This window comes from Rhodoferax sp. (genome assembly GCF_023701345.1).
GTDB lineage: Bacteria > Pseudomonadota > Gammaproteobacteria > Burkholderiales > Burkholderiaceae_C > Rhodoferax.
In genome coordinates this window covers 1-14,222 of record NZ_JAMPXE010000010.1, presented here as the reverse complement: position 1 = coordinate 14,222, position 14,222 = coordinate 1, and the positions used below count along the sequence as shown (strand labels likewise).

Here is a 14,222-nt window from a genome sequence, read left to right as displayed (position 1 = left end):
GGGCAGCGATACACGCTGTTTACATCAATGTCCTGACGCGCCGTCAGCACCAATGCCGGTCTCCGAACGCACTTGTTGCGCCAGGAAACCCGCGCGGTCCTGCCTGGCACGGGCGCTGTTATCAAGTATCGAGAAGAGCCAGATGCCGATGAAACCAATCGCCATTGAGAACAGGGCCGGCGAGGTGTAGGGGAACAGCGCCGAGCCCTTGGGGTTGCCCAGCGTGGCTTCCCAAACTGACGGCGACACCACCGTCAATGCCACGGAAGAGATCAGGCCCAGGAAGCCGCCAATCACGGCGCCCTTGGTGGTGCAGTCTTTCCAAAGCACCGACATGAACAGCACAGGGAAGTTGGCCGAAGCGGCAATCGCGAAGGCCAGAGAGACCATGAACGCGATGTTCTGCTTCTCAAACACGATGCCCAGTGTCACAGCCAGAATGCCAAGACAGATGGTGGTGATTTTCGAGATGCGCAGCTCGTCGGCACTGTTGGCCTTGCCCTTTTTGATCACGGTGGCATAGATGTCGTGAGACACAGCCGATGCACCAGACAGCGTCAAACCAGCCACTACCGCCAGGATGGTCGCAAAGGCCACCGCCGAGATGAAGCCCAGGAACACGTTGCCGCCCACGGCGTTGGCCAGGTGAATAGCCGCCATGTTGCCGCCGCCTTTGAGAGCGCCCTTGGCATCCAGGAACTCTGGGTTGGTCAGCACAAAGGTGATCGCGCCAAAGCCGATGATGAAGGTCAACAGGTAAAAGTAACCAATCCAGCCGGTGGCCCACATCACAGAGGAGCGCGCAGCCTTGGCGCTAGGCACCGTGAAGAAGCGCATCAGGATGTGTGGCAAGCCAGCGGTACCGAACATCAGCGCCATGCCGAAGCTGATCGCCGAGATCGGGTCTTTGACAAAGTTGCCCGGGCCCATGATGGACTGGCCAGCGGCCGCGGCGACTTCGGCAATCTTGCCGTCTTTCAATGCCAGATCGGTCTTGATCTGGACGGCGCCGGCGAACATGGCTTCAAAGCTGAAACCAAAGTGCCACAACACCGACAAGGACATGAAGGTGGCGCCACCCAGTAGCAGGCAGGCCTTGATGATCTGCACCCAGGTGGTGGCGGTCATGCCGCCAAACAGCACGTACACCATCATCAACGCGCCCACAATGATCACCGCCATATAGTACTCAAGACCAAACAACAGTTTGATCAGCTGACCGGCGCCGACCATCTGGGCGATCAGATAGAACGCCACCACCACCAGCGTGCCCGAGGCTGCAAAGATACGCACAGGTTTTTGCTCGAAGCGGAACGCTGCCACGTCGGCAAAAGTGAACTTGCCCAGGTTACGCAGGCGCTCGGCCATCAGGAAGGTGATCACAGGCCAGCCCACCAGGAAGCCGATGGAGTAGATCAGGCCGTCAAAGCCGCTGGCCATCACGGCGGCGGAAATACCCAGGAAGGAAGCGGCCGACATGTAGTCGCCGGCAATTGCCAGACCATTCTGGAAACCGGTGATGCCGCCACCCGCGGTGTAGAAGTCGGCCGCAGATTTGGTCTTGGCGGCTGCCCATTTGGTGATGAACAGCGTGAAGACGACAAAGGCGGCGAACATGCCGATGGCGGTCCAGTTGGTCGGTTGTTGGACAGCCTGACCCAGATCGGCACCGGCAGCCAATGCACCAGCGGAAACAGCGAGCAGCGAGATCAGCGCGAGCAGGCGCTTGTTTGTATTTGTAGTTGTCATTTCAAAACCGCCTTGGTGATGGCGGCAGTCAGGTCGTCGTATTCGCGGTTGGCGCGACGGACGTAAATGGTGGTGATGATGACGGTGAACACAATCACGCCAAAACCAATGGGCACGCCAATGGTCATGACGCCTGCACCGAGTTTTTGCGACAGAAATTCCTTGTTGAACGCCACCAGCATGATGAAGCCGTAGTAAACGATCATCATGGCCCAGGTCAGCGTCCAGCCAAAGCTGCTTCGCTTGCGCTTGAGCTCCTGGTATTGGGGGTTGCTGACAACCCTTTGTATCAAATCATCTTGCATAAACTATGTCTCCTCATAAGTTGTGACAGCGGCGAGGCTAAGGGACGGTACTTACCAAGCACTTACCCCGCGCTTACCCCGCGCTTACCGGTGGTCCGGGAAAAGCCACATTTGCCTATGAGCGGAGCGAACAAAAAAAGCCCGCCTTATTCGCTAAGTGTTTACCCTTGTTTCGTGCGCCGAGGCCGGGTTTATAAGAAAACTGTAAGCAAGCGCCTTAATAGTCCGCCTTGCATCAGCGCGGGACCACACCGCGCACTGTAAAGGCGCAGCTCATTGAGCTGCTTTGTCTTATTAAAACTTAGGAGATTTCATGAAGGAAGACTTAGGTAGTCATGCCTACTGGAAGGAAACCCTGAAGCTGTTGAGGAATGTGTTGATCCTCTGGTTTTTGGTGTCTTTCGGGGCGGGCATTTTGTTCGTTGATTTTTTCAACCAGTTCCACTTCGGTGGTTACCCGGTTGGATTCTGGTTTGCCCATCAGGGGTCCATTTACTTCTTCGTAATACAGATTTTCTATTACGCCTGGCGCATGAACAACCTGGACATCAAGTTTGATGTTCATGAAGACTGAGGACTAAGACATGGATCTTCAAACCACAATCTACATCATGGTGGGCTTGAGCTTTGCGCTCTACATCGGTATTGCCGTCTGGGCACGTGCCGGTACCACCAGTGAGTTTTATTCTGCGGGCGGCTCGGTGCACCCGGTGCTCAATGGCATGGCCACAGGCGCCGACTGGATGAGTGCGGCGTCCTTCATCTCCATGGCCGGCCTGATCGCCAACATGGGTTATGGCGGCGGCCTGTTCCTGATGGGCTGGACCGGCGGCTATGTGCTGCTGGCCATGTTGCTGGCACCGTACCTGCGCAAGTTCGGTAAATTCACCGTGCCGCAGTTCATTGGTGACCGCTTCTACTCCAAGGGTGCCAGCATGATCGCCGTGATCTGCCTGCTGACCGCCTCTCTCACTTACATCATTGGTCAGATGACCGGTGTGGGTGTGGCGTTCTCGCGTTTCCTGGGTGTGTCAAGCGATGTCGGCATTTATGTCGGTATGGGCATCGTGTTTTTGTACGCCGTGTTCGGCGGCATGAAGGGCATCACCTACACCCAGGTGGCGCAATACATCGTGCTGATTCTGGCGTACACCATTCCGGCGATCTTCATCTCGCTGCAACTCACCGGCAATTTCCTGCCGCAGTTGGGACTGGGTGGTACGCTGACAGGCACTGACATGTCTTTGCTGGCCAAGCTGGACGGCGTTGTGACTGACCTGGGTTTTGGCAAATACACCACCACCACGGCGGGTAGCACACTGAACATGTTTGTCTACACCATGTCATTGATGATTGGTACCGCGGGCTTGCCTCACGTCATCATGCGATTCTTCACGGTGCCTACCGTGAAAGACGCACGTTCCAGCGCCGGTTGGGCCCTGGTGTTCATTGCCATTCTGTACACCACGGCACCTGCTGTGGCGGCCATGGCCAAGTTGAACCTGCATTCCACCGTGAATACCGCTGTGGTCAAGGGGGGTGACTTGTACGCACCAGAAGCCAGCATTCAGGCCGAAACCCGTCCTGACTGGATGAAGCGCTGGGAAAAAACCGGTCTGCTGAAGTTTGAAGACAAGAATGGCGACGGCCGCATCCAGTACTACAACGACGCAACCAAGAATGAAGCTGCCAAAGCCAAAGCGACCGCTGCGGGCTGGAAGGGCAATGAGCTGACAGTGAACGCTGACATTATTGTGTTGGCCAACCCTGAAATTGCGTTGTTGCCCAACTGGGTGATCGGTCTGGTGGCTGCCGGTGGCCTGGCTGCTGCGCTGTCCACGGCGGCGGGTTTGCTGATGGCTATTTCTGCTGCGGTATCCCACGACCTGATCAAGAACATTTTTGTTCCTGATATTTCCGAGAAGGGCGAACTGCTGGCAGGCAAGATTGCCATGGCGGTGGCGATTGTGATTTCGGGTTGGTTGGGTCTGAATCCGCCAGGGTTTGCCGCCGGTACCGTGGCGCTGGCCTTCGGTATTGCCGCGTCTTCGCTGTTCCCTGCGATCATGATGGGTATTTTCAGCAAGAAAATGAACAAGGAGGGCGCCATGGCCGGTATGCTGGCGGGCCTGTTCGTGACCTTGTTCTATGTGTTTGCGCACAAGGGCATCTTCTTCATCAAGGGCACGGACTTCCTGCCCCTGATTGGTGGCGCCAACCCCTTCTTCGGCATCACGCCTGAAGCTTTCGGTGCCATTGGCGCGCTGGTGAACTTTGCTGTGGCTTTCGCTGTGGACAAAGTCACCCCCGAACCACCCGAGCACATTCAGCACATGGTGGAATCGGTGCGTGTGCCGCGTGGTTCCAAGCTGGTGGACGGTGCCCACTAAAGCTGATTTGAGCGCTTGAGTCATTCCCTTGCCCGCGGGTGCGGGCCGGGGTGACAAGAAAAGCCCTGTCAGGTATGCTGGCAGGGCTTTTTAATTGAACTGGAGTTGGAAAATGGTGTTTGATATCAGCGTCGCGATGACGTGGATTTTGTTTTTGGCGCTGTTTCCAATCAGCTTTGTCTGGCTGCGCCGGGCCTGGCGCATCGTGGTGAACCGTGATTTTTCCGAGGTCGGCATCAAGCGCGGCGAGGCGCCCGCCAATCCCGAAAAATTTGCCCCCTATGAAATGGCGATCAACCTGGTCGCCGGGGTCGTGATCGTGTGTGTGATTGTTGCCGTGCTGGCGGGCTACTGGGACTACAGCACCTGGAGCGCCATTGCCGGCAGCACCATCTGGTGCAAGTTCATTGCGAGCTTTGCGCTCAGTCGCCATGCCCATGCCAGTTGGCTCAAAGGCAAGGCCTGAGGTGCAAAAAAACCTTTCTTGACGTTTCAGTATGGCCAATAGTTTGACGACCCAGCGGCTGGTGGCTTTGTTTTGCTGCGGCTGGGTGTTGTTGAATTTTCCGCTGTTGGGGCTGTGGGACGTGGATACCACGGTGCTGGGTGTGCCGCTGTTTCCGGCGGCTTTGATGGCTTTGTGGGCCTTGTTGATTTTGGCCGTGGCCTGGTTGATGGAGCGGCACACGCCTGAGGTGAAGGACGACTAGCCATGCTGTCACCCATGCTGGTCGTCGGCGCTTCATTCGCTTACCTGCTGCTGCTCTTTGCCGTGGCCAGTTTTGGCGACTGGCGCGCCGCCCAGGGCCGCTCGATCATTGCCAACCCCTGGACCTATTCCCTGTCGCTGGCTGTCTATTGCACCGCCTGGACTTACTTTGGCAGCGTCGGGCGTGCGGCGTCGGGTGGTATCTGGTTTTTGCCGATTTACCTGGGGCCGACGCTGGCCATGACGCTGGGCTGGCTGGTGCTGCGCAAGATGATCCGGATTGCCAAGACTTACCGCATCACCTCGATTGCCGACTTTATTGGCAGCCGCTACGGCAAAAGCCCGCTGCTGGCCGGGCTGGTGACGCTGATTGCCGTGGTGGGCATCGTGCCTTACATTGCGCTGCAGCTCAAGGCGATTTCTGCCGGTTATGGCTTGCTCACGGCGACTACCCTGGGCGAGTTGCCCGCGCAGGCGCACTGGACGCAGGACAGCACTTTTTACATGGCCCTGGCGCTGGCCGGGTTCACCATGGTGTTTGGCGCCCGGCATCTGGATTCGGCGGAGCGCCACGAAGGCCTGGTGGCGGCCATTGCCTTTGAGTCGGTGGTCAAGCTCATTGCTTTTCTGGCGGTGGGTCTGTTTGTGGTGTACGGCATGTTCAATGGTCTCGCCGACGTTTTTGCGCGGGCCCACGCGGTGCCCGACCTGGCCAAACTGCTGCGGCTGGAACAGGGCGGCAGCTTTGCCTGGACACAGTGGTTTGCGTTGACGCTGCTGTCGATGCTGTCCGTGATCTTTTTGCCGCGCCAGTTCCAGGTGATGGTGGTTGAAAATGTGCGCGAGAGCCATTTGCGCCGCGCGGTCTGGGTGTTCCCGCTCTACCTGCTGGCCATCAATCTGTTTGTCCTGCCGATTGCCCTGGGCGGCTTGCTGTATTTCGGGTCGGGGCAGATGAATGCCGACAACTTTGTCTTGTCATTGCCTCTGGCGGCAGGGCAGCCGGCGCTGGCCTTGTTTGCGTTCATTGGCGGCTTGTCTGCTGCCACCGGCATGGTGATCGTGGAGACGATTGCGGTCTCCACCATGGTCTGCAATGAACTGGTGATGCCGCTGTTGCTGCGTACCCGGCATTTCAAATCCGGGGCCGGGCACGACTTGACGCGTGTGCTGCTGGTCATCCGTCGTGCCGCTATTCTGGGCGTGCTGGTGCTCGGCTATGTGTACTTTCACCTGGCCGGCGAAGCCTATGCCCTGGTCAGCATTGGCCTCATCAGCTTTGCCGCCGTGGCCCAGTTTGCACCCGCGGTGTTGGGTGGCCTGTACTGGAAGGGGGCAACGCGCCAGGGTGCGCTGGTGGGCTTGCTGGCAGGGTTTCTGATGTGGTGCTACACGCTGATGTTGCCGTCGCTGGCCAAGTCGGGCTGGTTACCTGATGTATTTTTGAACCAGGGCCTGCTGGGTTTGAGTTGGCTGCTGCCCGAGCAGCTGTTTGGCCTGCGTGGGCTGGACAACCTGACGCATTCGCTGTTCTGGAGTTTGCTGGTCAATATTGGCGCTTATGTGGGCTTGTCACTGTGGCGTGCGCCCAATGGCCAGGAGGCCAGCCAGGCGCTGTTGTTTGTCGATGTGTTCGAGCGCACCACCACGGCGCGGCCCGTGTTTTGGCGCGGTCGCGCCACGGTGCCGGATTTGTTGCGCTTGTGTGAGCGCTTCATGGGGTCAGATCGGACACAAACGCTGTTTTCGGCCTATGCGCGTCAGGTGGGGGCGAGCAGTCTGAGCGGCATCACGCCTGATGCGCGTCTGGTTCAGTTTGTTGAAACCCAGTTGGCGGGTGCGGTCGGCAGTGCCTCGGCCCGGGTGCTGGTGGCCAGCAGTGTCGAAGAAGAAACCCTGACGCCAGACGATGTCTTGCGCATTCTGGACGAAACCTCGCAGTTGCGCGCGCACTCGCAGGAGTTGGAAGAAAAGTCGGCCTCGCTGGAGCGCGCCACGTGCGAGTTGCGCACGGCCAATGAGCAGCTCAAGAGCCTGGACCGGCTCAAGGACGACTTCATGTCGTCGGTCACCCATGAGCTGCGCACGCCGCTCACCTCGATTCGGGCGCTGGCCGAGCTGATGCGCGACGACCCCGCCATGGAAGAGGCCCGGCGCAGCCAGTTCATCGCCATCATCGTCAGCGAGACCGAACGCCTGTCCAGGCTGGTGAACCAGGTGCTCGACATGGCCAAGATCGAGTCGGGCCATGCCGAGTGGCACAACGCCGAGGTGGACTTGTGCGCGCTCGTGCGGCAAGCGGTGGTGACCACCTCGGAGCTGTTTCGGGAGCGGCAAACGCTGGTGCAGGTCCATGTGCCTGAGCATCCGCTGGTGTTGCTGGCCGACCCCGACCGACTGACCCAGGTGATGCTGAATTTACTCTCCAACGCCGCCAAGTTTGTGCCGCTGCCTGGTGGTCGGGTTGATGTAAGCCTGAGCAGCGACGATACCGGCGTGACGCTGATGGTGCGTGACAACGGTCCCGGGGTATCGGCTGAGCAGCAGGCGCTTATTTTTCAGAAATTCCGCCAGGGTGGCGATGCCGCCAACCGGCCGCAGGGCACGGGCCTGGGGCTGCCGATCAGCCGCCAGATCGTGGAGCATTTTGGCGGCAGGCTGTGGCTGGAGTCAGAGCATGGGCAGGGGGCGGCGTTTTGTTTTTATCTGCCCTTCAAAACATAAAAGAGGAGAGCGAGATGAGTCCGAAAATACTGGTGGCTGACGATGAGCCCAACATTGTGATTTCGCTCGAGTACCTGCTCAAGCGCGAAGGCTACAACGTGGTGATTGCGCGTGACGGTCAGGAGGCGGTGGATGCCATCATCCGTGAGCTCCCGGACCTGGTGCTGCTGGATGTGATGATGCCCAAAAAATCCGGTTTTGAGGTGTGCCAGGAAGTGCGCAGCCTGGATGCGGTGCAGGCCACCAAAATCCTGATGCTGACTGCCAAGGGCCGCGACACCGATGTGGCCAAGGGCCTGGCGCTCGGCGCGGATGGCTACATGACCAAACCATTTGCCACCCGAGAGCTGGTGCAGAAGGTGGCAGAGATGCTGGGCAAAGCCGCATGAACCGTCGCAGGATCGACCGGCGCCTGCTGCTGGCGATTGCTGTCATCGGCCTGGCCACGGTGGTCTGGCTGCTGCTGACGATGGGCTTGATTGCTTCCACCCTGGCGCCCGAACAACGCGCATTGCTGGCGGATCAACTGGCACCCCGTTTTGTCCTGATCGGCCTGACCTGGGTGTTTGGCCTGGTGGTGATTGGCGCCACCCTGCGCTGGCTGTTTCGGCGTTATGCCAGTGCGCCGGGTCGGCTGCTGGAACAAGCCAAGGTCTTGCTGGCGGCACCGCAGGCCGCCCCCATGAACCACCGCGGCACCGCCGAGACCCAGGCGCTGGCCGAGGTGATTTTTCAATTGGCGACCCAGCGCGATAGCTTGCGCCAGGATGTGGCAACACAAATTGCCCAGGCCAGTCTGAGCGTGCAGCAGGAAAAAAATCGTCTGGCGGCGCTGATGTCGGAGTTGACGCAGAGCGTGGTGGTGTGCAATCTGGATGGCCGCATCATCTTGTACAACAACCGTGCCCGCCTGCAATTCAAAACCCTGTCGGTGGCGCCCACATTGGCCGGTGGTGCTGAACTGATGGGCATCGGGCGCTCCATTTACGCGGTGTTCGACCGGCAACTGGTGGCGCACGCGCTGGAGAGCATCCAGCAGCGCATCAAGCGGGGCGCGGGCAGCCCGTCTGCCCAGTTTGTCACCACTACCCAGGCCGGCCAGTTGCTCAAGGTGCAAATGGCACCGGTGCGCCATGTCGACGCCATGGGCGCTGCGACTGAGATCAGTGGCTTTGTCCTGATGCTCGACAACGTGACCCGGGCTTTTGAGGAAGAGCATTTGCGCGACCAGTTGCTGCATGGCCTGACCGAGGGCAGCCGCTCCTCGCTGGCCAACATTCAGGCCGCTGTCGAGATGCTGGCCTACCCGGATCTGGAGGTGCCCATGCGCGAGCGCTTTCTGACCGTGGTGCGTGAAGAGGTGACCAGCATGAGCACGCGTATCAACACCATGACGCAACAGGCCACGCAGGGCCTCAAGGCCCGTTGGCCGCTGGAAGAAATGATGGGGGCCGACGTGCTGCTGGCCAGCCAGCGGCGCATTGAGGCGCGCAGCAAGCGCCCGGTGACGCTGGAAAACCTGGATGCCAGCGTCTGGCTCAAGGTGGACAGTTTCAGCCTGACGCAGGCGCTGGACTATCTGGCGATGCGTCTGGCGGACGAGTTTGATGTGAAATTTTTCCGGCTGCGACTGCAGTCCAATGGCAACCGGGCGCAGCTCGACTTGATCTGGACCGGCCAGGCCATGAGCACCGAGACCGTGATGAGCTGGGAAATGGACAGCATGCGGTTTGGCAACGAGAGCACGCCGCTCACCGTGCGCGACGTGGTGGAGCGCCACGGCGGCGAGATGTGGTTTGAGCGCGAACGTGTGCGCCACGAGGCGTTTTTCCGGTTTTTGCTGCCCATGGCCAGCATGCAGGAACAACTGGAAGCCACGCAGATTCTGCAAAACGACAGCCGCCCCGAGTTTTACGACTTTGACCTGTTTCAAGTGACGGATCAAAGCCGTGAACTTGATGATCGCCTGCTCAATGAACTCTCATACACCGTCTTTGACACCGAGACCACGGGGCTGAATCCGGCAGAGGGCGATCAGATCATCCAGATCGGTGCGGCGCGCATTGTCAATGGCAAGCTGTTGCGGCAGGAGAGCTTTGAGCAACTGGTCAACCCCGGACGGCTGATCCCGGCTGCGACGGTTACGATCCACGGCATCACGCAGGACATGGTCAAAGGCAAGCCGCCCATTGTCGAGGTGTTGCCGGCGTTTTATACCTTTGCCCAGGATACGGTGCTGGTGGCGCATAACGCCGCCTTTGACATGAAGTTTTTGCAGCTTCAGGAGCGCCACACCGGCCTGGTGTTCAACCATCCGGTGCTCGATACCCTGTTGCTGTCGGCGGTGGTGCACCCGAACCAGGAATCGCACCGGCTCGAAACCATTGCCGAGCGCTTCAATATCACCGTGCTGGGGCGCCACACCGCGCTGGGCGATGCCATTGTCACCGCCGAGGTCTGGCTGCGCCTGCTGCCCCTGCTGAAGGCCATGGGCATCACCACGCTGCGCCAGGCGCGCGAGGCGGCGCAAAAGACCTATTACGCGCGCTTGAAATACTGACTGATTGACGGCTAGAAGCGTCCGCCCGAATAGCGCTGGCTCAGCACGTCTTGCAGGGTTTGCACCACGCTGAAGGCCTCCTTGAGGTGGCTGCGCTCAAAATTGGAGAGCTCTTCCAGAGCCAGAAAGTTGTCAGGCGCCTGGCCCTGCGCCATTTGCCGCGCTTGATGGGCTATACGCAACTTGCCCAGGAACTCCAGTGCGCCGCGTAAGTCGCGCGCGCTTTGCTCGGTCACCTCACCGGCCTGCGCCGATAGTTCGAGCCGGTCATGGGTGTTGGCCAGCGTGACGCCTGCGGCCAGTGCATAAACCCGCGCCAGATCGACGATCGGCACGATGCCGGTGTGTTTGAGGTCGATGGTGCGCGGGTTGTCGCCGCCCTTGCTGAGGGTGATCTGGCCAAACATGCCAAGCGGTGGCCGGTGCTTGAGCGCGTTGCTGACCATGTGCGCCAAAAACAGGCTGTTGCCCCTGGTGTGTTGCACCACCTGCTGGCGCAGCCCGTCGAGCAGCTCGGCTTGGCCGTGGATGGCGCGCAGGTCAAAAAACACGCAGGTCAGCATCAGCGACTTGGGCTTGGGGTTGTCCACCCATTTGCGGAAATACTCGGCCCAGACCCGGCGCGGCTGGCGCCAGGTGTCGGTCATGGCCATCATGTCGCCCGGGCAGTGGATGTAGCCGCACTCGGCCAGGCCGTCGCAGACAAATTTGCTGAACGCCTTGAAGTACCCGCCGTGCGCAGCCTCGTCAAACGCATCGTCCAGGATCAGGCAATTGTCCTGGTCCGATTTGGCGGTTTGTTCGTTGCGTGCCTGGCTGCCGGCCGCCACCCAGACGTAGTCCACCGGGGTGGGCCCCAGTTGTGCCTCGGCCAGATGGATCAGCCGGGTGGTGATGGCATCGGTGATGGCGGTGATGATGTGGCCGGTGCTGTAGGCGCTGGCGTCCGCCGCGGCCAGGTTCTGCTGCAGTTGCCTGACCCGTGTGCTGATGCTTTTCAGGCCATCAAGGGTGCTTTGTTTGTAGATGTCACCGGCCAGATACACCGCCGAGGTGCTGTGTTGCTCGGTCAGGTCGGTGGCGGTGATCATGCCCAGGATGTTGCCGCCTTCCATCACCGGCATGTGGTGGATGTTGTGGCGCGCCATCAGCAGCAGGGCTTCAAATGCCGGACTGTTGGCGCTCACGGTCATGGGCGCCAGCGTGGCAATGTCGGAAACGGGGCGGCTGATGTCCAGGTTGAGCGCGACCACGCGGTTGCGCAGGTCGCGGTCGGTGACCAGGCCAAACAGCAGGCCTTGCTCGACCAGCAGCACGGAGGACACCCGCAGGTCGCGCATCAGCACCGCGGTGGCCTGGATCGAGGCGTCGGGGGCAAGGGTGATGGGCGCGCGCTTGATCAGTGTGCGGATGGGGGTGCCCAGCAGGTTCAGTGCCGTGCTGGATTCGCTGACCTGCTGGTTCTGCTCTGCCGGCGGTTGATGCAACGGCTGTAAGGACGGTAAAAAATACGCCAGTTGGGCATGTTTGGTACACAGCTGCGCCAAGACCGGTGCAGGCAGCCAGGCCAGCTCGCAATCAGCCGCTGCAACGGCCTGCCAGGTTGCCAATTGCGGCGTTGGGGTGACACCAAAACCAAACAGGTCACCTGCTTCGAGCTGCACCGACAAATTCAGATCCGGATCGCTCAGGCGTACCGAGCCATGCAGGATCAGGCCCAGCCGGTCTGGCAACTGGCCTTGCGCCAGCAAGGTGGCGCCCGCTGTGGCGCTGGCCAGTGTGAATTGGCCCGCCAGTGCCTCACGGCTTTTGCTGCTGAGCTGGGCAAAAACCCGCTGCCGGGACAAGTGGCTGTTTAACAGGGACGGGAGCTTGGGCGTGGCGGGCATGACAGATCACTCAGGGTTGTGTCGGTTGGGCTGGGCAATTTTCGGCAAGCTGGCTCAGGTTCTTGCCCCGAGTATCGCGCCTGCCACTTCAGCAAAGCCAGCGCCGCGTTCGCTCGGGGTGATGAAGCGCGGCTGGTGCGTCAAGTCGGCTGCAAAGCGGCGAATGTTGGCCACGCCCACGCTATTGCTGAAATGTTGGAACATGATCTGGTCGTTGGCAGAGTCGCCCACATAAGCCCATTGGTTGATCTCGCCATCAAGATTGCGTCCGAACAAGGCGCGCACGATCCAGCGTGCCCCCTCCAGCTTGTCATGACTGCCAAACCAGGCGTTGATGTGGATGCTGCTGACGGTAGCACGCATGCCAGCGCTTTGCATGAGTTGCACGACCTGGGCTATTTTGCCGGGTGGCAGGTGGGTGAATTCGCTGTGGTCAATGGCGATGTCGGTCTCGCGGCCCGGCGCGTCCTGTGACAGCGCTGAACCGGGCACCTGTTGCAGCACCCGGGCTGCGACCTGCTGCATCCTGGCGAAATTGAGGGCACGCGTGGCTTCAGGCTGCTGGTATATTTTTGACAGTCGATGAGGCGGGTTTCTGGCAAAAGCGACCGCGCCGTTTTCTGCCACGATGGCATCCACCGGCCAGGGCGCGATGCCGGCCACGGTGTCACCCCGGGCGAAGGGTTCACACCAGCCGATCGGTCGCCCGGTGACCGGAATCACGTGCAGCCCGGCCGCCTTCAGATCTGCCAGCGCGTGCAGCGCATCGGGCGTGATGGCCCCGTCGGTGGTCAGCGTGTCATCGATGTCGGTGAAAACGCCGATCAAGTGACGGCGCGCCTCGAGCGGCCAGGCTGAGAGCGGCTTCATGGCCTGCGATGACAAGGTTCTGCGAACTTAGCCCGCTGACTGCAGCGCCAGTCCGGCATGCTCGCGCAGCGGGTGGAAGTGAATCTTGGGGAAGCGCTCCTGCGCCAGGCGCACATCGTAGGGGCTGGTGCACAGGTAGGCCAGGGTGTCGGCCGCGTCGCGCGCCATGCGCTGCGGGTAGGCGTAGACAAATTCCTTGAGTTCGGCGGGTGAGTCGGCGGTGATCCAGCGCGCCCCGGTGTACTGGCTGCTTTCCAGCCGCACGTCGGCGTCGTATTCGCCCTTGAGGCGGTGCTGCACCACCTCAAACTGCAGCTGGCCAATGGCGCCGAGCAGCATGTTGCCGCCCATTTCGGGCTTGAACACCTGGATCGCGCCTTCTTCGCCCAATTGGGCCAGACCCTGTTGCAACTGCTTGGTGCGCAGCGGGTTCTTCAGCACCACGGTCATGAACATCTCGGGGGCAAAAAACGGCAGGCCGGTGAACAGCAGGTTGACCGAGCCGTCGGTGATGGTGTCGCCCAGTTGCACGCCGCCGTGGGTGGTAAAGCCGACGATATCGCCGGCATAGGCTTCTTCCACCGCCTCGCGGCGCTGGCTCATGAAGGTCACCACGCTGGTCGGGCGCAGCTCTTTGCCGGTGCGCATCACCTTGAGCTTCATGCCTGGCGAGTATTTTCCAGAAGCAATACGTACAAAGGCGATGCGGTCGCGGTGGTTGGCGTCCATGTTGGCCTGCACCTTGAAGACCACGCCTGAAAAAGCGTCGTCCTCGGGCTGCACTTGTTTGATGACCGGCTGCTTGTTGACCACCAACGAGCTGGTGCGCGGACCCGGCGACGGCGCCAGGTCGACCAGCGCGTCGAGCACTTCCATGACACCAAAGTTGTTCACGCCGGAGCCAAAAAACACCGGGGTTTGTTTGCCGGCCAGAAAGGCCTCGCGGTCGAACTTGGGGGAGGCCCCGGTGGCGAGCTCCATGCTGTCCAGGGCTGTGTCCCATTCATGGCCAAAGCGGGCCTGCAG

The 14,222-nt window shown here is 60.4% G+C and carries 12 protein-coding genes; 7 read left to right on the top strand and 5 right to left on the bottom strand.

Annotation, left to right across the window (positions count from 1 at the left end; genetic code table 11):
- Nucleotides 1–24: 24 nt before the first annotated feature.
- Nucleotides 25–1,749, bottom strand: a complete 1,725-nt coding sequence (locus NDI87_RS02640) for a cation acetate symporter (RefSeq protein WP_296273253.1) — start codon at nucleotides 1,747–1,749, stop codon at nucleotides 25–27.
- Entirely contained in the window at nucleotides 1,746–2,054 is a 309-nt protein-coding gene (locus tag NDI87_RS02635; protein WP_296273252.1) for a DUF485 domain-containing protein, read from the bottom strand. Before NDI87_RS02635 ends, NDI87_RS02640 begins: the two co-directional genes overlap by 4 nt.
- A gap of 313 nt (nucleotides 2,055–2,367) precedes the next feature.
- Here NDI87_RS02635 and NDI87_RS02630 point away from each other — a divergent pair, with 313 nt between their 5' ends.
- The 7 genes from NDI87_RS02630 (at nucleotide 2,368) to NDI87_RS02600 (ending at nucleotide 10,437) form a co-directional block, all read left to right on the top strand.
- Nucleotides 2,368–2,628 carry a DUF4212 domain-containing protein gene (locus tag NDI87_RS02630; RefSeq protein ID WP_296273251.1) on the top strand — a complete coding sequence of 87 codons (261 nt, stop codon included), beginning with the start codon at nucleotides 2,368–2,370 and terminating at the stop codon, nucleotides 2,626–2,628.
- Between the two features lie 10 nt (nucleotides 2,629–2,638).
- Nucleotides 2,639–4,444, top strand: coding sequence for a sodium:solute symporter family protein (locus tag NDI87_RS02625; protein WP_296273250.1), 1,806 nt, complete (start codon nucleotides 2,639–2,641; stop codon nucleotides 4,442–4,444).
- 112 nt (nucleotides 4,445–4,556) lie between these two features.
- Nucleotides 4,557–4,910, top strand: a complete 354-nt coding sequence (locus NDI87_RS02620; RefSeq protein ID WP_296273249.1) for a hypothetical protein — start codon at nucleotides 4,557–4,559, stop codon at nucleotides 4,908–4,910.
- A gap of 31 nt (nucleotides 4,911–4,941) precedes the next feature.
- Nucleotides 4,942–5,154, top strand: coding sequence for a hypothetical protein (locus NDI87_RS02615; protein WP_296273248.1), 213 nt, complete (start codon nucleotides 4,942–4,944; stop codon nucleotides 5,152–5,154).
- A gap of 2 nt (nucleotides 5,155–5,156) precedes the next feature.
- Nucleotides 5,157–7,877 carry a sensor histidine kinase gene (locus tag NDI87_RS02610; RefSeq protein ID WP_296273247.1) on the top strand — a complete coding sequence of 907 codons (2,721 nt, stop codon included), beginning with the start codon at nucleotides 5,157–5,159 and terminating at the stop codon, nucleotides 7,875–7,877.
- A 14-nt stretch (nucleotides 7,878–7,891) separates the two neighbouring features.
- Nucleotides 7,892–8,266, top strand: coding sequence for a response regulator (locus NDI87_RS02605; protein ID WP_296273246.1), 375 nt, complete (start codon nucleotides 7,892–7,894; stop codon nucleotides 8,264–8,266).
- Nucleotides 8,263–10,437, top strand: a complete 2,175-nt coding sequence (locus NDI87_RS02600) for an exonuclease domain-containing protein (RefSeq protein ID WP_296273245.1) — start codon at nucleotides 8,263–8,265, stop codon at nucleotides 10,435–10,437. Before NDI87_RS02605 ends, NDI87_RS02600 begins: the two co-directional genes overlap by 4 nt.
- An 11-nt stretch (nucleotides 10,438–10,448) precedes the next feature.
- Here NDI87_RS02600 and NDI87_RS02595 read toward each other — a convergent pair whose 3' ends face one another.
- The 3 genes from NDI87_RS02595 to NDI87_RS02585 form a co-directional block, all read right to left on the bottom strand.
- Entirely contained in the window at nucleotides 10,449–12,326 is a 1,878-nt protein-coding gene (locus NDI87_RS02595) for a putative nucleotidyltransferase substrate binding domain-containing protein (protein ID WP_296273244.1), read from the bottom strand.
- 54 nt (nucleotides 12,327–12,380) lie between these two features.
- Nucleotides 12,381–13,196, bottom strand: coding sequence for an HAD-IIB family hydrolase (locus NDI87_RS02590; RefSeq protein ID WP_296273243.1), 816 nt, complete (start codon nucleotides 13,194–13,196; stop codon nucleotides 12,381–12,383).
- A gap of 27 nt (nucleotides 13,197–13,223) precedes the next feature.
- On the bottom strand, nucleotides 13,224–14,222 hold a 999-nt coding region (locus tag NDI87_RS02585), incomplete at its 5' end, for an EF-Tu/IF-2/RF-3 family GTPase (protein WP_296273242.1).